Genomic DNA, 23,082 nt, shown 5'->3' with positions numbered 1-23,082 from the left:
TGAGACATCGGAATGTTTCACGTGAAACACTTGCCGCCCACTTACTCTATAATGAAATAATGAATACATTTATTACAGCATTATCTCTCAAAGAAATTTCAGAGTTCACCGCCTCTGCTGGGCAGCCTTCGTTCCGCGCACTTCAATTGGCTGAATGGTTGTATGGCAAAGGCGCTGAATCGTATAGCGAAATGACGAATATTCCGAAAGCTTTTCGCGAATTTCTTGAGGAAACGCACCCTCTTGTTCGCCCACGCATCACCGATCTTCAAAAGTCAAAAGATGGCACAGGTAAATTCATTCTTACTTTCCCAGATAAGGTGTGTGTGGAAACCGTTGCGCTGCCTTCTTCTAATGGAAAACTCACTATTTGCTGCTCGTCTCAGGCGGGTTGTGCAATGGGTTGCTCGTTTTGTGCCACAGGAAAGGAAGGATTCACGCGAAATCTTACTGCGGGCGAGATTGTGAACCAAATTTACGTCGCTCAAAAACATATGAAACAGCGCGTATCAAACGTGGTTGTGATGGGCCAGGGCGAACCTTTTTTGAATTACGATGCGACGCTGGATGCGTTACGTATGCTAAACCATCCCAAGCTGTTCGCTATAGGCGCTCGGCATATGACCATTTCAACGTGCGGAATTATCCCAGGTATACGCCGATTAAGCGAAGAACCTGAACAATTTACGCTCGCCGTGTCTCTTCACGCGGCTCTTCAAAAGACGCGCGACGAATTGATGCCCGGCGTTGCCAAATATCCTCTTCAGCAACTAAAAAAAGCACTGCAGGCATATGTGCGCGCCACGAACCGTCGAGTCACGCTTGAATATGCAATGATTTCAGGAATAAACGATAGCGCGGAAGATCGTGAGGCATTAGAAGATTTCTGCGCAGGATTACTTTGCCACATCAATCTTATTCCCCTAAACAAAATAGTCGATTCACCATTTCAGCCAAGTTTGACTAAAACTATGACGCATTGGCAGGCCACCCTTCAAAAGAATGGGATCGAAACAACCATTCGCCACTCCCGAGGAAGCGACATCGCAGGAGCATGTGGCCAACTGAAGAATGCATTTAAACACTCGTCATATGTTTCACGTGAAACATATGAGTTACCACTCAAGAAACTAAAATGATTTCAGGGTCGTGTCGGTCATTAGATGTTTCACGTGAAACATCTAGAAGTTTTTTAAGCTCTTCTGAACTGGACAGTTAAAAAACGATTCGCTTCTGAATGTTTCACGTGAAACATTTCAAACGTTAATTTTACTAATACAAGCAGCAAAATATTTACGCCTTACCTTGCAGTGTTTCACGTGAAACACTCATTTACCAAAGCATGGACATTTAGCTTTACTTACACAGCGCGAAGCAAAAAAGAAGCGCCACAAGGACGCTTCTAAAAATAAATGTTTCACGTGAAACACTATGACATTGAAGCGAGAAGCTCTTCAAACAACTTTTCGAGTTCTTCCTCATCCTTAAACTCAATTTCAATCTTATTCTTACCCTGAACGGTCTTAACCCTTACGTTCGTATGTAGAATATCGCGCAGAGCCTTCGCCACCGTCTTAAACGACTTAGGCGTTGGCTGCCGAACTTGAGGAACCTCGTCATTCTGCTTTCCAGCAAACAAACGCGCAATCGTTTCCGCTTCACGCACGGAAAGTTTTTCCTCAACCAGCTTTTGTGTAAGCTTCTGACGGCCTTCCTTTTGAGGAATAGAAAGAATAGCGCGCGCATGACCTGCGGTAATCTTTTCTTCAAAAAGCAATTGCTGCGCCTCTTCCGGCAGTTCAAGCAAGCGCAGCGCGTTTGCCACCGTCGAACGGCCTTTCGACATAGCTTGCGCAACTTCCGATTGAGTCAGATTGCGACGCTCCATCATACGGCGATAGCCATAGGCCTCTTCAATAGGATTCAAATCCGAACGCTGCACGTTCTCAATCAGCGCAAGCTCAAGCGCCTTGTCGTCATCAGCCTCTTTAATGCGCACGGGAACCGTTTTCATACCGATAAGTCGACACGCCTGCCATCGACGCTCGCCGGCAATGATCTGATATTTCCCTTCACCCATGGGGCGCACCAAAATAGGCTGGAGAAGCCCGTCCTTATCAATAGAAGCAGCCAGTTCCTCAATTTCCTCGCGCTTGAAGTTAGTGCGCGGCTGATCTGGGTTCGGCGTCACCGATTCCAGCGGCACCTCGTCGGTGCGGCGAGGAACAACACTCTTAATAGTCACGTGGTCGTCATCAGCCAAGAACTCGTCGGTCTCAACTTCATGTTTCTGTGCTTCGCGCGTCTTTTCAACGGCAACTTCTCGCCGCTCAACTGGCTTTTTCTGCTCCACTAACTCTTTCGCTTCAACGGTCACGCGCGGAGCAGGAACAGGGGGCACGGCTTCCTCGTACGAACCACCCAACAGCGAGTTGAGACCGCGTCCCAAACCGCTTTTCGTCGATTTAGCCACGTTGGATCACTTCCTTTGCAAGATCAGTATACGATTGGGCGCCTTTGCCCGTAGGGTCATATTGAGTTATAGGCTGACCAAAACTTGGGGCCTCAGAAAGCTTCACAGTACGCGGTATAAGGGTCTCAAATACCGTCCGACCGAAATAATTGCGAACTTCATCAACTACCTGTCGAGAAAGCGTCGTACGGCCGTCGTACATGGTCAGCAAGACGCCGAAGATATCAAGAGATGGGTTAAGCCGTGTTTTGACACGTTTCATTGAATCAAGGAGTTTTGTCACACCTTCCAACGCGTAGAACTCGCATTGAATAGGTATGAGAAGCTTATCAGCAGCGACGAGGGCATTAACGGTAAGCAGGCCCAACGAAGGAGGGCAGTCGATGAACACGTAGTCGTATTTACCTCGCAACGAGCCAACGGCATCGCGAAGACGATTCTCACGTGCCATCTCCGCTACCAACTCCACCTCAGCGCCTGCTAAATTGATAGTAGCCGGCACTACATCAAGGCCTTCGCATACATCAGGAATAATGACCTCTTCGATAGGAACATCATTCAAGAGAACATCATAGATACAGTGTTCGACACGGCTTTTCTCAATGCCAAGGCCACTCGAAGAATTCCCCTGAGGATCAAGGTCGACGAGTAATACCTGCTTACCCTTCTCACCCAACGCAGCAGAAAGGTTTATTGCCGTGGTTGATTTACCGACACCACCTTTTTGGTTGATGATAGCCATAACCTTTGTCTGGCCTACAACGTGTTTTACAGGCGCTTTATCTTTATATGATTTAATTGGCTTAGGGGGAATTTCCTTCACCGGTTCGGGAACTACCTCACGTTCGAGAACTTCTACGTCCTCAATGTCCCCAATCATATCATCATCAGATTCACTTACCGGTGCTGGTTTTACCAACTCTTCTTGACTGACAGTCTCGGCTGCTTTTCTGTCACGTTTTAGACTATCGAACAGTCCCACAGAGGCCCCCTTTCATGAGCACAAAGCCAGTATACTCTGTTTATGTTTCACGTGAAACACTATACCCGTGTAACGACGCTTCAATGTCGGGGATGTTCCATATTATCGATTAAGAAAATAGGGAACGCCTCTTTGAACATAGTTGCGCCGTATTTTTGTTGGATTCGCGACGGTTCGGGCGCTTGAAAAGTGTTAGAACGGGAAGACTTCTCGACGGCTTATTTACGGTCGATTGGTAAGGTTGCAGCGCTACCATCGCTTTAACGACCATTTGAAGGAGGGATAGTATGAACCGTACCCGGAGATCATTACTTGCAGCTCGCGCCCGTGAAATGCGGCGCACTATGCCCCCTGCTGAGAAAAAGCTCTGGTACTGCTTTCTTGCAGAATATCCAATTCACTTTTCGCGCCAGATCCTAGTGGGGCCTTACATTGTTGATTTCTTCTGCAGACAAGCGCGACTGAGCATTGAATTAGACGGATCCCAACATTATGAAGAAAGGAATCTTGAATATGATGCCGTTCGAACGATGTATTTAGAGATGGAGGGAATAAAGGAGCTGAGGTTTCCTAATTCCTCTATCCGAGAAAATTTTGAAGGAGTATGCGAGACCATTCATCAAGAAGTACAATTGCGTCGCAATGACGTGTGTACCGTACCGCTATCACTTCTGATTAACAAGCATTAGCACATTCTTTTCAAGTTCCAATGTTTCACGTGAAACATTTTGCGTTGCGACGTCGTTAGCTAAACTTGTTGGAATGTTTCACGTGAAACATCTCATTCCTTAGTTTCCCGTACTACCTCTCTAATGTTTCACGTGAAACATTAGAGAGGTTTTTTCTGGGCCATTCCCACTTTGCGTGGCAACTTAACTCGCGGCGAACCTTTTTTCTCGAAGGCAACTATGCGACGTTGAGTTTTACCGTCACTGAGCAGTAACGTTCTATCTGACTTGAGCTGCAATGCGAATGTATCTTGCATTTCAAGAGCGTGCTCCCATTCATCAGGTTGAATATTTGCCTTGTAGCAAACGAGCATTCCTCCCTTTTTCAGCAGAGGACTTGCTAACTCCATTAAAACTGAAAGCTTTGACAATGCTCGTGCGGTTAACACTGAAAACTCACGTGGACGTTCACGAGCAAGATCTTCTATCCTTCCCGCGTAGGTATATATTTGATCACTGAGATTAAGGCCTTCGAGAATCTCTCCCACGATATTCATCTTCTTTTGAACAGAATCAACCAAGAGCGTTTGCCTCCCTGTCGCAAGCGCTAATGGAACGCCAGGAAACCCACCGCCGCTTCCCAAATCCGCATATAAACCTCCAGGAGCAGCGTTTATTTCATCAAGCGCAACTAAGGAATCCTCTAAATGAAGAACTTTCGCTTCTTTAACAGAAGAAATGCGCGTCAAATTAGTCGTTTTATTAGCTTCGAGTAATGCTTCCAGATAGCAATTCATAACAGATTCGTTTTGCATCAATCATCCTTCTCAACGTGTGGTTTCACAGTCTACCAGGTAAAGATGACGAGAATAACGACACACAGCAGGGCATCAAATGTTTCACGTGAAACATTTGAGATTAAGAACATGAGGCTATTGGATGAATTCGTACGATAACGAGTATTTCACAATGTTTCACGTGAAACATTGTCCGAAAGATTTATTTTTTTGATCGCGGAATTTATGCACACGAAAAAATAATTATTAAATCGGGAATATCCGCTTATTTCGATACTGTAATTGCGAAACCTATGTGCTACCACGCTCAGTTCAATAACGCCACATAAGAATGTTTCACGTGAAACATTCTTACAGCAATAAAAAAGCCCCTCACAAAGCAAGGGGCTTAACCATCCAATAACAATCACAAGCGCTTAGCGCGGAAGAATCACCACATGGCGGGCGCTGCCTTCTCCCTCGGAGGCTGTTTCCACGCGATCGTCGTCGCGCAACGTAATGTGTACAATGCGGCGCTCATACGGCGTCATCGGGCGTAGCTTAATGCTACGGTGCTGGCTTGCCGCACGATTCGCCGAAGAACGCGCAATAGATTCCAACTTCTGACGCTGACGACCCTTGTATCCCTCAACATCGACAATCACCGGGTACCTGTACCCAATCGTGCGCACTGTGATGGCCGACACTAAAAACTGCAAAGCATCCAACGTCTTCCCATGGCGCCCAATAAGAACAGCCAAATCGGAGCCCGTAATATCAAGAATCAATTCGCCTTCGTCACCCTCGTACTCATCAATGGTCACTTCCCCAACATTGAAGTACTTGAGAATATCCTGCAGCGCGGCAATAGCGGTGTCGGCGATACGATCAAGCTCTTCATCGCTCAGTTCGACGGGCTGTTCCCCGTCTTCCACGTCCTGCTTCTCTTCAAGAATTTCATCAGCCATAGCAGACTCCTTCAATAGGCAGTATCAATGAGGGCTCATAAGCCACTCATTGTTTCACGTGAAACATTCAGGTTAGCGCTTTTTGGATGGACGCTTCTTCTTGGGCTTGCGAGTAACCTCAACCTCAATCGGCTTAACCTCGATAGCTTCTTCAGCTTCCGCGTCCTTCTTCTTCATAATGCGCATGGAAATCTGCTGCTGAGCAACACCAATAAGCGAAGAAGCGCCCCAGAACAAAAGCACGCCAGCGGGCGAGCCCCAGCTGATCCACAGCATGAAAACGCTCATGACACCCGACATAATAAGCGTTTGCTTACGCTGCGGATTATCTTTGTTGCCCATCTGCATCAATACCATAGGCAAGAACGTCGCACCCGCAAACACAATCATCAACACCAAATAGGGAACAAATGTTCCAAAACCCTGGGCTATTGCCTCACTGGGGCGCATAACCAAGCTAGGCACTAAGTTGTAAAACTCATACGCCGAACCCTGCGTACGGCCACCCATTTCGGAAAGCACCTGGAACAGCGCCATAAAGATAGGCATCTGAAGCAACATAGGCAAGCAGCCAGCCAGCGGATTAAACTTCGCCTCGGCGTAGAGTTTCTGCATCTCTTCTTGCTGGCGCTGCGGATCGTCGGCATATTTGCGCTGAATCTCCTGCATGAGAGGCTGAACCTTCTGCATTTGAAACGACGACTTAGTCTGCTTGTGCATAAGGGGCGAAATCAGCAAACGGAAGATAACGGTGACAATGATGATAGCAAGACCCCAGTCACCACAGAAGTTGTAGAAGAACTGGATGACGTCGAATATCCAGTTCTTAAATGCGTCCCACATTAGTATTCCTTCCTTTATGCCACAAAAGCCCCGCGAAACCCGTTAAGGAACAGGATCATATCCGTGGGGACCTCCCGGACGGCACCGCAAAATCCGCTTTGTCGTCAGCTTCAGCCCTTTAATAAACCCATAACGTTGAAACGCAATGAGTCCGTATTCTGAACAAGTCGGGACGAAACGGCAGCACGAGGGAAACAGCGGAGAAATGGCAGCGCGATAGAACGTGATCAAGAACACCGCGACCATGCTCGGCAAGCGCTTTATGAAACTCGGCTTCGTTTCCATCGCAAAAACCTCATCGTACCCCAGCTCGCTTCAACGTATCGTCGCATGCTGCTAGCACTTTACTATAAGACGCTTGCACGATGTTCGACTTTGCAAGGAAAATCACATCGTAGCCTCGCCAAGGGCCGTCCAATTCGCGGCAGAGCGCCCTCATACGGCGTTTGGCAGCATTGCGCCATACGGCATTCCCGAGTTTCTTCCCAGCAATAAAAGCAGCACGACCAGGACGGTCGTGCTGCTTTTCGTTGCGTACCACGATAAACGTGAGATAGGACGTGTGCAAACGCTTGCCGTTTGCGAACAGGGAAGAAATCTCCGCGTTGGATTTGATGGTCTCCAACCCGCGTCCCCGTTTACACGCAGAGGCGCTTGCGTCCCTTGGCGCGACGAGCGGACAAGACGGCACGGCCGCCCTTCGTCGACATGCGGGCACGGAAGCCGTGGCACTTGGCGCGCTTGCGCGTGTTAGGTTGATACGTGCGCTTCATGGTCATTTCCCTTTCAATACATTCAAGAGTAGCTTTCAAAGTATATACCATGTTACTCACTCGTCAAGGTGTTTTTACGTGGGGCGGAAAGAGACTCCTTAACATCGCCATCGCCACGACGAGAAACGGGAACAGGGGTTGTCGGTAGCTTTTACACATTTTAATAGGTATGCCGGGGATACATTCACTAGTAAGCGCTCTCAGGAAATAATAACGTCTGTTCTCGAAGCGTTTTCATCAACAGAGCGCGTTAGGTTTCCGTCCAAATTGTGGAAAATGGGGAAAACTGCCCTTTTATTCGAAGACGCCTGTGGAAAACTTCAACGACATCCCGTTGTCAAGGCGCTGTTGTATGCGAACGACATGGCTCGCGACCTGCTGTTTTGATTTCCACGAATTATGAACAGCACTTTCACCTGGGGTTTTAGAGGTAGATTGTAAACAATACCCCGCATTGATCGACATCACACAGACAACGACAGGTTACTGTTCCGACATGTTTTCAGGCGTCGTAAACGCGAACTGGGAAAACCATTATTCGGCGAAAGTCAATGAAAATTTCAACAATCAGGCGCATTTTCAACCTTCTTAACAATTATTCATTCAAACCCTTTTTTGGTTTTCCACATTTTCTGAATAAATTGTTGAAAACGTTAAAAAGTCCTCTTTGAATACCGTTTTACTTTCATGCATGACTGAATGAACACGAAATGATGTTATGAATTCCGCAGGTGAATAGATTCAGCCGTCAAAAAACGCTACAATGCCGTTGAATATCTTTGAAAAAGACTGAATATCGAATCTGAAAAATGGAACAGAATTGAACAACCAGATTGAACATTCAAATCAAGAACATGAACCCGCAGATGAGAAGGGTACCTTCGACTATACTTTCGTTGAAACCATCGCGCGCATTGCGCAGTACGATGACTTACGCAGTGCCCCACGCGTCACGGAAATTCAACCGGCACCCACGGCTGAATTTATTGAAAACCTCGCATCGAAAATTTATGAACAAGCAAAAATGGCAGGTGGCACTATTCCTTACACCGTCATTCGCGAGGTGACAGAAAATTTTATTCACGCAAGGTTCGCAGAAATTATTGTTTCCATATTGGATGAAGGAAATACTATACGTTTTGCTGACCAGGGGCCGGGTATCATTCAGAAGGACAAAGCGCAGCTGCCAGGCTTTACGTCGGCGGTTGAACCCATGAAGCGCTACATTCGCGGTGTTGGCTCGGGCCTTCCCATTGTGAAGGAGTATCTCGATTTCTCGCATGGAACAATCTCAATTGAAGATAACCTCGGCACTGGCGCGGTGGTAACAATCAGTCTCAAAGGACCTGATGAAGAACCCAATCCGTACGGCCGGGTGCCGAATGGGGCCTTTGGTGGCGCTCAAAGTTATGGACAGCCGCAGGCATTTTCCGGCCACGGCGGTGGGCCACACATGGCGTCGCGCGGCGCGCGTGAGCCGTTAATCCCCCCACTTTCTCAGCGTGAACGCGACTTTCTTCCCATCTTTTTGAGCGAAGGGGCATTAGGCGTCACCGATTTAGCGCGCCTCACCGGCGTGCCGCAGTCGAGCACCTACGTTACCCTTTCTAAGATGGAAGAAGCAGGACTTGTGGAAAAAACCGCCGGCCAAAAGCGCATCCTGACCGATCTGGGCTTTCACGTAGCGAATTCGCTATAATCACCACGCAACCCAAAGCAATCAGCGAGCGCCTCATCCCGAGGGGAACGTCATGGATAGTGAAAAACTCGAACAGATCTGGCGTGAAGTATGCGACCAGGTCAAAAGCTACAACAACATAGATCCCTCGCAGATCAACGCTTTTTTCTCGCGACTGCATCCACAGGCAATGAGCGAGGATTTCCTCATGCTTACGGCCGACAACGACTTTATTAAAACATGGATCGAGCGCCACTACCTCGACTTCATCAAGCAGGCGCTCATGGATTTGTATCACACGGCGTTTACCGTGGCGCTTGAAGTGGATATCACCGCCGAGGGAGCGAATGCGCAAGCTCCGAGTGCCGCGCCCGCTGTTGAGCAAACTCCCCGTGCGGAAGAACCGGCAGCGGTGCGGTCGGCTGGGGAAAACCCTGTAGCATATGAGAAAGAGTCGCAGATCAGGCGCAGGACGGCGCTTATTCCTGATGAGGAAGATACGTATCCTATGAGTGGACGCTCAAGCTGGGATGAACCTTCGTCAGGTGACTCTATGTATGGTGGACGCGATGAACGCGGTCTCACACGTTTTGACGAGGCGGATGATCTTCGTAACCCGTTTAGGGACAGTGCTTCTGCTTTTGACGCGCCAACCTCGGGCCTCACCTTCGAAAACTTTGTCATTGGCGACTCCAACCGCATGGCATATTCCATGGCCGTCGCCGTGGCGGAAATGCCGGGTAAAGCACACCTGAACCCCCTGTTCATCTACGGAAAATCAGGACTGGGGAAAACGCACCTTTTGCGCGCAATTCAAAACTATGTGTATGAAACGCTTCCGAACCTTTCCGTGGTGTACGTTGACTCGGCTGAGCTGCTGTCCGACTACATGGAGGCAAGCGCCGCGCACGACAAGGAAAAATCGAGCTACAAGAACTTCAAGACGCGCTATGAAGAGGCCGATGTGCTTCTGATCGACGACGTTCAGTACCTACAGGGTAAAAAGCAGACGCTCGATATTGTGTTCCAGATTTTCAACAAGTTAACCAGCCAGGGCAGGCAGGTGGTACTTTCCGCTGATCGCGCGCCGAAGAACATCGACATCGACGAGCGGTATAAGAGCCGCTTTAACTCCGGCGGTACCTTCGACATTCAGCCGCCCGAGATAGAGACGAAGCTTGGCATCGTGAAGAGCTTTGTTGAGGAATATCGGGCGAACGAAGGAAGCTCCAGCTTCGCCATTCCTGATGATATTCAAATGTATATCGCGGAAAGTTCCAGTTCAAACATTCGCGAGTTAAAAAGCGCCGTCACCAAAGTGATTTATCAGATGACGTTTTTCAACCAACCCGACTTGAGTTTAGACGACGTACGCTGTCTGCTGGAGAACCACTTCTCGGGTGGGCCGTCGAAGCGCCTGACCATTGCCGACATTCAAAAAGAGGTCGAAACGTTTTATAAGGTAAGTCACGCTGATCTCGTGGGCAAAAAGCGCACGCGCAACATTATCTACGCGCGTCAGATTGCCATTTATCTGTCCCGGCAGATGCTTGACCTGCCCTTTAACGATATCGGGAAGAAATTCAACCGCGACCACTCCACTGTTATGTACTCCGTCACCAACGTCGAAGAAAAGATGAAAGAGAACCGCGAACTTCGCGAAGAGCTTGAAACACTCAAACAATTAATTCGCGAAATCTAAAATAGAGAGTGCGAACAACGGTTCGGCGGAAAGATGACTGAAACATGACTTACCGTATGCCGAAAACCACCAGAAACAGCGGGAGAGATAATAAAAGCAATAATTCATGTTGACAGAAGGAGCGCGCCCTCCACGCTCAACGCTGGCCATTAAATAAGGCGTGACGAGGCGTTTCTTTAGTTTTCCACAAATCCACCGCCCTTATTATTACTATTATTAAAACCTTACTATATATAAAGGAAGACCTTAAAAAGATAAAAACCCGAACCCGCGGTCCTCGCGCACTTCTAAATGCTAATCCTCACGCTACAACCAATCTGCACTCTTCGCGAGACTTCACCATTCTTTACCGCACACTTCCTACGGACACCCTATAATGGCACCGTGCTCTGTACAAAATAAGTTCCCGTGCCGCATACCCCCGCGCTCATTACCGCACTGAGCGCTTTACGGTTTATGTGGCACGTAACTCATCAGCATGGCTCAGCTGGCCCTGCGATGCCTCGCATATCTGTGGAGAAGAGAGAAAGGGACCACCTTGAAATTCAGCATCAATCAGTCGGAGCTGCAGAACGCCCTCAGCGTTGTGTTAAAGGGTGTCTCGACGCGCTCAACGTTGCCCATTCTTTCCGGCGTCTACCTCGATGTGCAAGGCGACTCCCTCACGCTGCAAACCACCGACTTGGAACTTTCGGTGCAATACACGGTAGCCGCTCTGGTTGAAGAGCCTGGTCGCGCGGTGGTTCCCGGCAAGCTTTTTGCTGACATCGTGAAAAACCTTCCCGACGCGGCGGTTCATGTGGATGCCGACGAAGAATCTGCTGTCATCACCTGTGACACGGCCTCATTCTCCATTAAGGCGCTCGATCCGGAAGACTTCCCTGGGTTTCCCCATGTCGACGTCACGCAGCGTATTGAAATTCCGTTCACGCAGTTCTCGTCCATGGTGCGCCGCGTGGCGCGCGTGGTGTCGAAAGATGAAAGCCGCGCCATCCTTACCGGTGTATTGATCACGCTTGAAGACAACCATCTGAAGATGGTGGCTACCGACTCCTACCGCCTGGCTATCACGGAAACCGAACTCGAAAACGCCACTGCTGATGAATTCCAGGCTGTTATTGCTGGCACGTTCCTGCAGGATCTCGCTGCGCTGCCGAAAACCGACAGCCCGGTGGCACTGGCGCTCGCTGAAAACCAAATTGTGGTTACCTATCAGGATACGGTGTTCGTAAACCGCCGTCTTGAGGGTAATTTCCCGAACTACCGCCAGCTGCTTCCCGAGTCGTATACCACGCGCGTCAGTATGCCGGTTGAACACCTCATTGCAGCGGTAAAGCGCTCGTCGCTGCTGGGGCAGTCGTCCTCGCCGGTGCGTTTTGATATCAACGTGGCGTCTCAAACCACACAGCTGTCGTCGGTGGCGCAGGATGTGGGTTCGGCTCAAGAAACTATCGCGTGCACGGGCGAAGGCGAAGATGTGGAAATCGCCTTCAATTATGCGTACCTGCTGGACGGTTTGGCGGCTATCGGCGCGGAAGAGGTGTTTTTGGAGGTGCAGTCCTCGCTGAAGCCGGGCATTTTTAAGGCGCCGTCTGACGAGAACTTCCTCTACCTTGTCATGCCGGTGCGCATTTCATAGCGGCGTTCGCCCGCTACGCTTCGCCTTCCTATGGATTTGCGTATTGACCGCATATCGTTCCTTAATTTTCGGAACTATGAGCACTTTGAGTTGGCTGACCTGGGGCCTCTCACGGTTCTTGTCGGCCCGAATGCTGTGGGGAAGACGAATGTGGTGGAAGGCATTCAGCTGCTGACGGCGCTTCAATCGTTTCGTCACCCAACGCTTGACCAGATGGTGCGCCACGGTGCCGACTTCGCGAGCCTTGATGCTGATGTCACTGATGACAACCGGCGCTTGCGGGTGTCGCTGCGGGCGGGGGACGGAAAGAAACGCTTTTTGTTGAATGACAAGCCCAAGCGCACGGCTGATTTGAAGGGGCTGGTGCCTTCCGTCACGTTTACGCCGGATGACTTGGAGTTGGCGAAAGGGTCGTCGGCGGTTAAACGCGCCGCGCTTGATGCGTTGGGCTCGCAGCTGACGTCGAATCATTACGTCATCAAGAAGGATTACGAAAAAGTTATTCGCTATAAAAATAAGTTGCTCAAGGATGAAGCCCCTGATGCGCTGATCGCCAGCATCGATGAAACGCTTATCACGTGCGGCGCACAGCTGGCAACGTATCGCGCTGCGCTGGTTGAAAAGCTCGCGCCGGTGGTGAGCGACTATTATGCCGAAATAGCCGGTGGCCGCGAAGAAGTGGCGCTTTGCTACGTGCCTTCGTGGGAAGCGCACGATCAAAACGTACTGGTCACCTATTCGTTTGGCCGTGATGAGGCACGGGCACGCCTTCAAGCTGCGCTGACGCTGCGCGCCGGGGAAGAACGTGCGCGCCGGCGCGCCCTTGTGGGCCCCCACGCCGATCACCTGGAGTTTTTCATTAATGGCCGCAACGCCGCCCTGTATGGGAGTCAGGGTCAGCAGCGCTCGTTGGTGTTGGCGTTTAAGCTGGCTGAAGCGGCTCTTATTCACGATGTGTTGGGTCAGCGGCCCGTTCTGCTGCTTGATGATGTGATGAGTGAACTCGATAGCTCGCGTCGCAACGCACTTGTTTCGTTCATTGAAGGTGATATTCAAACGTTTATCACGACGGCGAATCTCACTTACTTCGATGAGGAATTGCTCGCCCGTGCCCGTGTGGTGGAATTACCTCTCAAGGACGGGGGCGTGCAATGAGAAAGCTTGCGGTCGATGTGGAAAAGTTAATCGCGTCGTGGGAGCGCGATGGGTCGTTTTCGCGCAAAGAGATGCGCGCGGCTATGGTGAATAAGAAGTGGGAAAATGCCGTGCGCGCGGTTTTTAAGGACGCGGCTCAGTTCGTACTCGACCACATCAATGCGGTGTATGTGGTGTCGGGGGAGCAAGGAGCTACTCTTCGCCGCTTTGATCGCTCGCGCAGCGAGGCCCAAGATGCCGTGGCGGGTGTGACGGGAAAAGTAGTGGCCGTTTACAGCGACGACAGTATGGTGCGCTCAGAGCTCGACAACCGCCAAGAACTCCTAAAAATGAAGATGCACGAGCAGGGTGAACAGGTTGAGGCCTTGCGCATAATCCCCTCAACGCGCGACATGAAGGGCCGTCGCCCTTTTGCTCTTGCGAACGAGGAAAGCCGCCAACAAAGTGCTTCAGCGAATCGTCCTTCAGTTCCGCTGAGCGATGAAGAATTCGCTGAAGTGAGTAAACGAGTGTCCTCTGTCGAAGATCCACTCGTCCGCCGCGCCCTTCTGTGTGCCATAGTGGCCGATGAAGAAACAAAGAAAGGCCAACGCGGTAAGTAGTAAGTACGTAAATGTTTCACGTGAAACATTTATTCTGCCGTTAAAAAGTGTTTCACGTGAAACAATCATTCGTTGAGCGAAATTCTTTGTAAGTAATAACTTTTTGATTTCTTGGAAATGTTTCACGTGAAATATTTACTTCATTTTTTAAGTTTTACTGATATCTCATTCATTGCGACAAAAATGTTTCACGTGAAACATTTTTGTTCAAATAATTATTTCCACCTAATTAACTTCGCTAACCTTCTTTCCGGCCGTCATATTGGCTTGTTTCTCGCTCTTTACGGTGAAATTAATACCCTTTCATTCGATCTCCCCTTAGAATTGATCTGAAAGCCTTCAAAAGGCGTGGAAATTGTTGGTAGCATAGCTGGCTTATGTTACAATTCTTAGGTTGCCGTGACGCGGTGGGGAAAAGGTTTACATAGCCTCGTTCTCATATCTCGCACGGCCACCTCGCGGCGCAGGTCACCCTGCATGCCTCAGCGAGATATCTCACTAAAAACGCACTGGAAAAGGAGCATGTCAGTGGCAAACAATCCGAGCCATTACGACGGTTCAGACATCCAGGTCCTCGAGGGCCTGGAGGCAGTCCGCAAACGTCCGGGCATGTACATCGGCTCGACCGGCCCTCGCGGTCTGCATCACCTCGTCTACGAGGTCGTCGACAACTCCGTCGACGAAGCGCTCGCCGGTTACTGCGATGAAATTGGCGTGTGGATTCACGCGGACAACTCAATAACGGTCACCGACAACGGCCGCGGTATCCCGGTTGATAAGCACCCCAAGGAAAAAATCCCCACGGTTGAGGTCGTCCTTACCATTCTGCACGCCGGCGGCAAGTTCGGCGGCGAGGGCTACAAGGTGTCCGGCGGCTTGCACGGCGTAGGTGTTTCCGTTGTAAACGCGCTGTCATCGCGTGTGGAAGTAAATGTTAAGCGAGATGGTAAGGAATACGCCATCGCTTTCGACCACGGCAAAACGTGCGAAAAGCTGCACGAAATTGGCCCCGCGAAAAAAACCGGCACGAAGACCACCTTCTGGCCCGATCCGGAAATTTTCACCGAAACCACCGTGTTTGACTACGACACGCTGGCCAACCGCTTCCGCGAAATGGCGTTCCTTAACAAGGGACTCAAAATCACGCTGCACGACGAGCGTGTAACCGACGCCGACGGCAACCCGCGCACCGAGGTCTTCCAGTACGCTGGCGGCATCGTCGATTTCGTCAAATTCCTTAACGAGGGCAAAGAAACGCTCAACAAGCCTATCTACTTCGAGGCAGAAAACGCAGATGGCACGGTGGAAGTGGCCATGCAGTGGTCCACGTCGTACTCCACCAACTCCGTCATGGCGTTCGCGAACAACATCAACACGCACGAGGGAGGCACGCACCTCGACGGCTTTAAACAGGCTGTCACGCGTACCATCAATGAGTACGCCCGCGCGAAGGGTATTCTCAAAGAGAAGGATTCAAACCTCTCGGGTGACGACACGCGCGAAGGCTGTGCGGCGGTTATTTCCGTCAAGCTGCACGACCCGCAGTTCGAGGGTCAGACGAAAACCAAGCTCGGCAACACGGAAATTCGCCCGCTCGTGCAAAACGCGGTGACGCAGGGCCTCGCTGAATACTTGGAAGAGAACCCCACGCCGGCGAAGCGCATTATCGGGAAAGCCACGCAGGCCCTGAAAGCGCGCGAAGCTGCCCGTAAGGCGCGCGAAATGACGCGCCGCAAAGGCGTGCTTGACTCGTTCGCGCTGCCGGGCAAGCTGGCCGACTGTTCGTCGAAGACGCCCGCCGACTCAGAAATTTTCATTGTAGAGGGCGATTCCGCAGGCGGTTCCGCCAAGCAGGCGCGCGACCGCAAGACGCAGGCCATTTTGCCTCTGCGCGGTAAGATTTTGAACGTGGAGCGCGCGGGCCTGCACCGCTCGCTGTCGAGCGACACCATCAGCTCGCTCATTACCGCTATAGGCACGAACATCGGCGACGATTTTGACGCTGACCAGGCGCGTTATCACCGCATTATCATCATGACCGACGCCGACGTCGACGGCGCACACATTCGCTGTCTGCTGCTGACGTTCTTCTACCGCTACATGCCGGAACTCATCAACCGCGGTTATATCTACATCGCGCAGCCGCCCATCTTCGGTCTTAAGAAGAAGAACTCGCGCAGCCCCAAGATTGAGCGTTACATCTACGACGAAAATGCGCTGTCCTCGGTGCTTGCCGAGTACGACGATCCGAACAAGTTCGACGTTCAGCGCTACAAGGGTCTCGGCGAGATGGATCCTGACCAGTTGTGGGAAACAACCATGGAGCCCGAGACGCGTACGCTTCTGCAAGTGAACATTGATGACGCCGCTGAGGCTGAGCACGTAGTGAGTGAACTCATGGGTGACCAGGTGGAACCCCGCAAGGAATTCATCCAAAAACACGCTCGCGACGTCCGCTTCCTGGATATCTAAGGAGACATAAGTGGCAGACAACACTGAAGATTTCGACTCGACCGAAGGCGCTGAAGGCGGACTTCCCGAGCGCGACGACGCGTTCGAGGAAATGCTGTCCCGTGCTGAAGCTGACTATGACGCCGACGACGAAGCGGACGACGATGACGAGAGCGGTGAAGAAGACGAAGACGCCACTCCCGCCCGCCCGCGCATTGGCGTGTCCGAAGAGGACAAAGCGCGCGCGATGATTGACACCTCCGCGTTTGGTAACCCGCACGGTTCCATCGTGGAAGGTGCAAACGGCGGCAACGGTACTATTGTGCGCTCTGCCTACCTGGGCAAAGAAATGCAGACGTCGTTCTTGGAATACTCCATGAGCGTTATCGTGGCCCGCGCCCTGCCCGATGTGCGCGACGGCTTAAAGCCAGTGCACCGTCGTATTCTCTATGCTATGAACGAGTCCGGCTACACGCCGAACCGCCCGCACATGAAGTCGGCCCGTACGGTCGGCGACGTGATCGGTAAATACCACCCCCATGGCGATTCGGCCGTGTATAACACGATGGTGCGTTTGGCGCAGCCGTTCTCTATGCGCGTGCCCCTGGTGGATGGCCACGGTAACTTCGGTTCCATCGACGGCGACGGCGCCGCTGCCATGCGTTACACCGAGTCCCGCTTAGACAAAGTGGCTATGGAGCTTCTGCGCGATTTGGACAAAGAGACGGTGGATTTCCAGCCAAACTACGACGAAAGTTTGGAAGAACCCACGGTTTTGCCCGCACGCTTCCCAAACCTGCTGGTCAACGGCTCGCAGGGTATTGCTGTTGGCATGGCTACCAACATTCCGCCGCACAACCTGGGCGAGACCATCGACGCCACGTGCATGATGCTGGACAACCCCGACGTCACCACCGAAGAGCTGATGACGGCGCTGCCAGGCCCCGACTTCCCCACGGGCGGCATCATCATGGGCAAAAAAGGCATCCTTGACGCCTATGAAACCGGTCGCGGCTCGCTCACGGTGCGCGCGCGGTGCGAGATCGAGGAAAAGAAGAACGGCCGTTGCTCCATCATCGTGAAGGAAATTCCCTACATGGTGAACCGCAACCGCCTGCTGGAAAAACTCGGTGAGTTGGTGCGCGACAAGAAACTGCCCGAAATTTCGAACATCCACGACGGCGCCGACCGCCACGGCATCGATATCATCATCGACCTTAAGCAAAACGCCATTCCGCAGGTCGTGCTCAACAAGCTGTATAAGCACACGCAGCTGCAAGTGGGCTTCGGCGCCATTATGTTGTCGCTGGTGGATGGAGTGCCGCGCGTGCTGTCGCTCAAAGAAATGCTGCACTACTACATCGCACACCAGGAAGATGTCATCGTGCGCCGCACGCGCTATGAGCTGGCGAAAGCTGAAGAGCGTGCGCACATCCTGGAGGGCTTGATTGTCGCGCTCGACAACATCGACGAAGTTATCCACATCATTCGCTCGTCGCAGACCGACGGGGAAGCGTCTGACCGCTTGACCGAGCGCTTTGGCCTGTCGAAGAAGCAGACCGACGCCATCCTAGAAATGAAGCTGCGCCGCCTCACCGGCTTGGAGCGCGGTAAGATTCAGGACGAATTGAACGCGCTGCGTGAAAAGATTGAGTACTACCATCGTGTGTTGAACGACCCGGCACTCGTCCGCGAGATCATCAAGGAGGAGTTGCAGGAGGTCAAGAAGAAGTTCGACACCCCGCGCCGCACGAAGCTGTCTGCCGACGCGAAGGATATCGACGTGGAGGATCTCATCGCTGACGAAAATATGGTCGTCACGGTGACGAAGGCCGGCTACGTGAAGCGCCTGCCGGTGGCCACCTACCGCCAGCAAAAACGCGGCGGTAAGGGTATGCAGGGTGTGAACCTCAAGGACAACGACTACGTGGAGCACCTGTTCGTGGCGTCGACGCACGCGTACATGCTGTTCTTCTCCACGGCAGGCAAGGTGTACCGCCTGAAAGTGTACGAGTTGCCCGAGGCATCGCGCCACGCGCGCGGCACCGCCATTGTGAACCTGTTGCCGCTGGCCAAGGGCGAGACCATCTCAGCCGTCATTGCGACAAAGGAATTCCCGGCTGACGAATTCCTCATGTTCGCCACCGCGCATGGCATGGTGAAAAAGACGTCCATGGATCTATATGACCGCACGCGCCGAGACGGATTGATTGCCATCAATCTGAAGGATGGCGACGAACTTATCAGCGTGCGCCGTGTTGCACCTGGTGAGAAGGTTATCATGGTGTCGAGCGCTGGTAAGGCTATCATGTGGAACGAGGACGAGGTGCGCGCCATGGGTCGCGATACCATGGGTGTGCGTGGTATGAATGTGCCGCCGATCGCGCGCGTGCTCGGCATGGAAATTGCGAAGCCGGACACGGAACTGTTTGTTATCACGGAAAAGGGTTACGGCAAGCGCACCCCGGTATCTGAGTATCCCGAGCATCATCGCGGTGGCCAGGGTGTCTTCACCATTACGATGACCGAGAAGAAGGGCCTTCTCGCTGCCATGAAGATTGTGGCGGTGGACGAGGAAATCATGATTATGTCCGAGGAAGGCGTCGTTGTGCGCACGCCGGTTCTGGGAATTTCCGAGCTGGGCCGTTCGACCCAGGGTGTCTGCGTCATGAAGGTAGCCGACAACGACCGCGTAACCGCCGTGGCTATTTCCAGTCGCAGCAAGAAAAAGCGCGCAGGAGATAAACCGACCACCGATGAAGATCAGATTGAACTTCTCGAAGAGGAATCCGAGGAAGGAGACCTCACCGAAAGCGACATCGACGAAGAATAACGCAACGCAATAAACCCCCTTGCGAACTTAATTTTTTGCTTCGCACAAGTGAAGTAATCAAAAAAAACGAGCCTCTATTTTGTGAGGCTCGTTTTTTGTTGCGCTTAATTTCGCGAAAAGATAGCCGTTGTTGTATCCCTTTTTCTTCCTTCAACACCTTATCGAATGTTTCACGTGAAACATTCAAACGCATTCTTCTCTCTTTCAAACTATCCGTTCCCACGCCGTGATTTCTTTCGCGCGTATTACATCGCGATTCATATGCGTATTAATATAAGCAATTATATCCTTGATTGTTTCACGTGAAACATTCCTTCCTGCATATGCGTAATTATTTTTTACATAACATATACCTGTAGAAACATGATTAAACGACCTCTTAAATGTTTCACGTGAAACATCTTTCTTGGCACCTGCATTGTGAGTTGTTGATTTTGCAAATATGACTAATAAACACAAGATATGTTTCACGTGAAACATATCGCATTTGAAAACATCGATTCAAAAAGTGCACTCATTTTCCACTCGAATTTCGGTGGCTTCATTGTTGGACGATGGAAAAATTATTGCATGAATTTTTTGATTATTGGTTTGGCTATCTGAGTTATGCCTTATCAAAAAAAATGCTCAAACAAGAATAATATAAAACTCACCTACTCATGAATGCGGAAAGCGTGAAGGGGTTGGTTGCCCGTAACGTGCATGTAGGCGTGCCGTATACTGCCGGCTTCGAATGAAGAGAGTGTTTACATACGGACGTATCAGGTGGAAAGGGGGCGAGAAGCCCATGTCATTGGTTGTTTTAGCCCAAGGGGCGCGCGGGTATGCACTGGGCGCAGCGGCCCGTATCCAAGGGGTACACCAGCGCGCAACCGCTTCGCGAAAGGCACGCGCTACTCGGCCCGCGGCCGAAAGAACGGCATCATCAGATGTATTTGTTCTTTCCGTTCCCCTCTTTATTGAACTTTTTATGCAGATCATGGTGGGCAACGTTAACCAGATGATGCTCGCGCCTCAAGGCGCAGGTGCCGCTGCGGCTGTCGGCAACGCGCTGCAAATACTCAATATTGTTACCATCGCACTTTCCGCCATGGGCACCGCTACCACGGTGCTAGCTACGCGCGTCTTGGGCAACGGTGCCGAACACAAGCGCTCGCTTGCAGAAATAGCTACGCTTGGCCTGGTGGTGAACGCCACACTCGGCCTGGCAGTATCAGCCGCGCTGTTCGCGTTTTGGCCGCAGTTCTTCGCCTGGCTCAACATCGACCCGGCAGTGCATGGGATGGCATCGTCGTATTTGCTCATCGTAGGGTCAACGACGCTCTTTCAAGGCGCCTTCTTCGCGGTGACCGCCCTATTGCGTGGCTTCGCTCGCGTGGGCGATGTTATGGCGGCAAGCCTCGTCATGAACGCCGTGAACATCCTGCTGTGTGCACTCCTGGTGAACGGCCTCGGCCCGATACCCGCGTTCGGTGTGGAAGGCAGTGCAACTGCCGCCGTTACCGCGCGCCTCGTAGGTCTCGTCCTGGCCGTGTTCATGCTTCTGCGCCACACTGACGTGCGACCTTCGCTACAGTGCCTGCGGCCCTTCCCGTGGCCGACGCTCAAGGGCATGATGCGCGTAGGAATTCCCTCGTCAGGTGAGCAAATGAACTACGACCTGGCCCAGATTGTTATTCTGTCGTTCATCAACGTGCTGGGCACCACCGTGGTTACCGTAAAAGTGTATTGTTCCATGTTGGCCAGCATCGCGTATCTCTACTCCATCGCGCTGTCGCAGGCGACGCAAATCATTCTCGGCTACCTCATGGGCGCGGGGAAACTTGATGTCGTGCGTCGTCGCGTGTGGATGGCCGACCTCATCGCCGCTTCACTCACCACGGCGGTCTCGCTGGTGCTTTGGTTGAATTTCGATGCAGTGATAGGCCTCTTAACGCCCGACCCCCTTGTTCACGAGCTCGGCCGGCAGATCATGCTCGTTGAAGTGTTCCTCGGCATTGGTCGTGCGCTCAATATTGTCATGGTGCGCACGCTCATCGCGCTGGGTGACGCACGCACGCCCGTTACGGTGAATATTGCGTTTTCCTGGGTGTTCGCGGTGGGCGGCGGTTGGCTGCTCGGTGTCGGCTGGGGCTGGGGGCTCGTGGGAATGTGGGTGGCCATGTGTATTGACGAATGGCTGCGCGCAGCGTTTCTTATTGTGGCTTTCGCGCGCGGTGGCTGGCGAAAGCGCGCCGAGGCGCAAGGACTTGGGCAGGCGAATAAGGATCTTAGCGCGGCTGCGCCGCATGTGAAAAATAGTTCTTTTGCTGCCCCTGGTGTGAAGCAAGACGAAATTGTGGGCGTGAACGCTCCGTCGTTCATTGGTGTAACGTCGCTCGACGCCCAACGCTCAGCTACGGCCGCCGACGCCCCTGACCTCTCGCTCTTTTAAGCGCCACCACGCTGTGTATCGGGTGTGGCTCATACGCCACACCCGATACATCTCTCGCTATTCCTCAAAATCCTCCGGCGCGAGTTCCGCCAAAAACGAGCGAAACTCCTCAATCTCCTCGGTAGCGTCCGACTCATTCTTGAACACATACGGAAACGACGCGCGCTCCAGCACCTCTTCGTCAATATAAAGCGGCGCCTGCTGGCGAATGGCTAGCGCAATGGCGTCGGAGGGGCGCGCGTCCAGGTCAACCAACCTCTCGTGCTGCTTCAGTGTGAGCCGCGCGAAAAACATTGCACCCTTCACTCCGCTGATAACCACATGATCGACCCGCGCGTCGAGGTTCGTTAGTGCATCCAGGAATAAATCGTGCGTCATCGGCCGCGCGAAGCGGGCCTTTTCCAGGGCAACTCCCAACTGCGCCGCCTCATTCGCGCCCACCCAAATGGGCACGATGCGATACTTCCCCGGCTGAATGGGCTCTTCCACCGGCTGCAATACCAGAATAGACGGCGCGGGCGCGCTCACAACAATAAGAGTTTTTACCTTGACCGGTACCATTGAAGCTCCTTGCCGATAACCAAACGCCAGCTGCGGACGGCTTTCTCCGATTATACCGCTCCCCCGCTTCCGCGTACGCAGCGCCGCGCGACGAACCCGTTCGCCACGCATTCGCAATAATTTAGACTCTCTTTCGAAAAAAAGCTGAATAAGTGCTTGACCTAACGGTTGATTCTGCGGTACATTGTTCAGGCACTTTTTTGCGGGCCCGTAGCTCAGTTGGTTAGAGCGCACGCCTGATAAGCGTGAGGTCGCTGGTTCAAATCCATTCGGGCCCACCATTTTTTTGCGATAAACGCTCCACCGTGAGCCGAGTTAGCCGGTGGAGCGTTTATTACTGTTTAGAGTGCAACGGCTCTTTCGCGGGCGAACGTTCCGGAAGATGCCGAAGAACGGGGCATTAGCTCAGCTGGGAGAGCGCGGGCTTTGCAAGCCTGAGGTCAGGGGTTCGATCCCCCTATGCTCCACCAATCAACGTCGGGTCACTTATAGTGACCCGTTTTTTCTTTCTGGCCTCCATTACTGTACTGATCCCGCATAATAT

At 51.9% G+C, this 23,082-nt stretch carries 19 protein-coding genes and 2 tRNA genes; 12 read left to right on the top strand and 9 right to left on the bottom strand.

What is annotated here, in order from left to right; all coding sequences use genetic code 11:
* Nucleotides 1-59: 59 nt before the first annotated feature.
* Nucleotides 60-1,139 carry a dual-specificity RNA methyltransferase RlmN gene (gene rlmN, locus QNJ86_RS04105; protein ID WP_283831316.1) on the top strand — a complete coding sequence of 360 codons (1,080 nt, stop codon included), beginning with the start codon at nucleotides 60-62 and terminating at the stop codon, nucleotides 1,137-1,139.
* Between the two features lie 290 nt (nucleotides 1,140-1,429).
* Here the strand turns inward: rlmN and QNJ86_RS04100 are convergent, their stop codons facing one another.
* Together QNJ86_RS04100 and QNJ86_RS04095 are read right to left on the bottom strand one after the other, a co-directional pair.
* A complete protein-coding gene (locus QNJ86_RS04100) occupies nucleotides 1,430-2,473 on the bottom strand; it encodes a ParB/RepB/Spo0J family partition protein (protein WP_283831315.1) in 1,044 nt (347 codons plus the stop codon).
* Complete coding sequence (locus QNJ86_RS04095; protein WP_420052753.1) at nucleotides 2,466-3,455, bottom strand: ParA family protein; 990 nt, start codon at nucleotides 3,453-3,455, stop codon at nucleotides 2,466-2,468. The genes QNJ86_RS04100 and QNJ86_RS04095 overlap by 8 nt, the downstream gene beginning before the upstream one ends.
* Nucleotides 3,456-3,742: 287 nt before the next feature.
* Between QNJ86_RS04095 and QNJ86_RS04090 the strand changes: the two genes are divergently transcribed.
* Nucleotides 3,743-4,144 carry an endonuclease domain-containing protein gene (locus QNJ86_RS04090; RefSeq protein ID WP_283831314.1) on the top strand — a complete coding sequence of 134 codons (402 nt, stop codon included), beginning with the start codon at nucleotides 3,743-3,745 and terminating at the stop codon, nucleotides 4,142-4,144.
* Between the two features lie 140 nt (nucleotides 4,145-4,284).
* On the opposite strand, the gene rsmG is transcribed toward QNJ86_RS04090, so the two are convergent.
* From rsmG to rpmH, 6 genes are all read right to left on the bottom strand, one after another.
* Nucleotides 4,285-4,938: a 16S rRNA (guanine(527)-N(7))-methyltransferase RsmG gene (gene rsmG, locus QNJ86_RS04085; RefSeq protein WP_283831313.1), complete on the bottom strand. Its 654-nt coding sequence runs from the start codon at nucleotides 4,936-4,938 to the stop codon at nucleotides 4,285-4,287.
* 398 nt (nucleotides 4,939-5,336) lie between these two features.
* Nucleotides 5,337-5,867, bottom strand: coding sequence for a Jag family protein (locus QNJ86_RS04080; RefSeq protein ID WP_283831312.1), 531 nt, complete (start codon nucleotides 5,865-5,867; stop codon nucleotides 5,337-5,339).
* Nucleotides 5,868-5,939: 72 nt separating this feature from the next.
* Complete coding sequence (locus QNJ86_RS04075; protein WP_283831311.1) at nucleotides 5,940-6,710, bottom strand: YidC/Oxa1 family membrane protein insertase; 771 nt, start codon at nucleotides 6,708-6,710, stop codon at nucleotides 5,940-5,942.
* A gap of 42 nt (nucleotides 6,711-6,752) precedes the next feature.
* The gene (gene yidD / locus QNJ86_RS04070) at nucleotides 6,753-6,995 is read right to left on the bottom strand and encodes a membrane protein insertion efficiency factor YidD (protein WP_283831310.1); all 243 of its coding nucleotides are present in this window, start codon (nucleotides 6,993-6,995) and stop codon (nucleotides 6,753-6,755) included.
* 10 nt (nucleotides 6,996-7,005) lie between these two features.
* Nucleotides 7,006-7,335, bottom strand: a complete 330-nt coding sequence (gene rnpA / locus QNJ86_RS04065; protein WP_283831309.1) for a ribonuclease P protein component — start codon at nucleotides 7,333-7,335, stop codon at nucleotides 7,006-7,008.
* 13 nt (nucleotides 7,336-7,348) lie between these two features.
* On the bottom strand, nucleotides 7,349-7,483 hold the full coding sequence (rpmH, locus tag QNJ86_RS04060; RefSeq protein WP_041239173.1) for a 50S ribosomal protein L34: 135 nt from the start codon (nucleotides 7,481-7,483) through the stop codon (nucleotides 7,349-7,351).
* 820 nt (nucleotides 7,484-8,303) lie between these two features.
* On the opposite strand from rpmH, the gene QNJ86_RS04055 reads away from it, so the two are divergent.
* From QNJ86_RS04055 to QNJ86_RS04020, 8 genes are all read left to right on the top strand, one after another.
* Complete coding sequence (locus QNJ86_RS04055) at nucleotides 8,304-9,182, top strand: ATP-binding protein (RefSeq protein ID WP_283831308.1); 879 nt, start codon at nucleotides 8,304-8,306, stop codon at nucleotides 9,180-9,182.
* 52 nt (nucleotides 9,183-9,234) lie between these two features.
* The gene (gene dnaA / locus QNJ86_RS04050) at nucleotides 9,235-10,863 is read left to right on the top strand and encodes a chromosomal replication initiator protein DnaA (protein ID WP_283831307.1); all 1,629 of its coding nucleotides are present in this window, start codon (nucleotides 9,235-9,237) and stop codon (nucleotides 10,861-10,863) included.
* A 538-nt stretch (nucleotides 10,864-11,401) separates the two neighbouring features.
* Nucleotides 11,402-12,502, top strand: a complete 1,101-nt coding sequence (gene dnaN / locus QNJ86_RS04045) for a DNA polymerase III subunit beta (RefSeq protein WP_283831306.1) — start codon at nucleotides 11,402-11,404, stop codon at nucleotides 12,500-12,502.
* A gap of 30 nt (nucleotides 12,503-12,532) precedes the next feature.
* Nucleotides 12,533-13,657, top strand: a complete 1,125-nt coding sequence (gene recF, locus QNJ86_RS04040; RefSeq protein ID WP_283831305.1) for a DNA replication/repair protein RecF — start codon at nucleotides 12,533-12,535, stop codon at nucleotides 13,655-13,657.
* The gene (locus QNJ86_RS04035; protein ID WP_283831304.1) at nucleotides 13,654-14,259 is read left to right on the top strand and encodes a phosphoadenosine phosphosulfate sulfotransferase; all 606 of its coding nucleotides are present in this window, start codon (nucleotides 13,654-13,656) and stop codon (nucleotides 14,257-14,259) included. The genes recF and QNJ86_RS04035 overlap by 4 nt, the downstream gene beginning before the upstream one ends.
* Before the next feature lie 522 nt (nucleotides 14,260-14,781).
* On the top strand, nucleotides 14,782-16,731 hold the full coding sequence (gyrB, locus tag QNJ86_RS04030) for a DNA topoisomerase (ATP-hydrolyzing) subunit B (RefSeq protein WP_283831303.1): 1,950 nt from the start codon (nucleotides 14,782-14,784) through the stop codon (nucleotides 16,729-16,731).
* A 91-nt stretch (nucleotides 16,732-16,822) separates the two neighbouring features.
* Entirely contained in the window at nucleotides 16,823-19,543 is a 2,721-nt protein-coding gene (gene gyrA, locus QNJ86_RS04025; protein WP_283831364.1) for a DNA gyrase subunit A, read from the top strand.
* A gap of 787 nt (nucleotides 19,544-20,330) precedes the next feature.
* The gene (locus QNJ86_RS04020; RefSeq protein WP_283831302.1) at nucleotides 20,331-21,977 is read left to right on the top strand and encodes an MATE family efflux transporter; all 1,647 of its coding nucleotides are present in this window, start codon (nucleotides 20,331-20,333) and stop codon (nucleotides 21,975-21,977) included.
* Between the two features lie 57 nt (nucleotides 21,978-22,034).
* Here QNJ86_RS04020 and QNJ86_RS04015 read toward each other — a convergent pair whose 3' ends face one another.
* Entirely contained in the window at nucleotides 22,035-22,538 is a 504-nt protein-coding gene (locus tag QNJ86_RS04015) for a bifunctional nuclease family protein (protein ID WP_283831301.1), read from the bottom strand.
* A 204-nt stretch (nucleotides 22,539-22,742) separates the two neighbouring features.
* Here QNJ86_RS04015 and QNJ86_RS04010 point away from each other — a divergent pair.
* A tRNA-Ile gene (locus tag QNJ86_RS04010) sits at nucleotides 22,743-22,819 on the top strand.
* 113 nt (nucleotides 22,820-22,932) lie between these two features.
* Nucleotides 22,933-23,008, top strand: a tRNA-Ala gene (locus QNJ86_RS04005).
* Nucleotides 23,009-23,082: the final 74 nt, after the last annotated feature.

This window comes from Gordonibacter faecis (genome assembly GCF_030077735.1).
Lineage (GTDB): Bacteria > Actinomycetota > Coriobacteriia > Coriobacteriales > Eggerthellaceae > Gordonibacter > Gordonibacter faecis.
The sequence above is the reverse complement of the archived record's forward strand: the minus strand, read 5'-3'. Positions and strand labels throughout refer to the sequence as shown.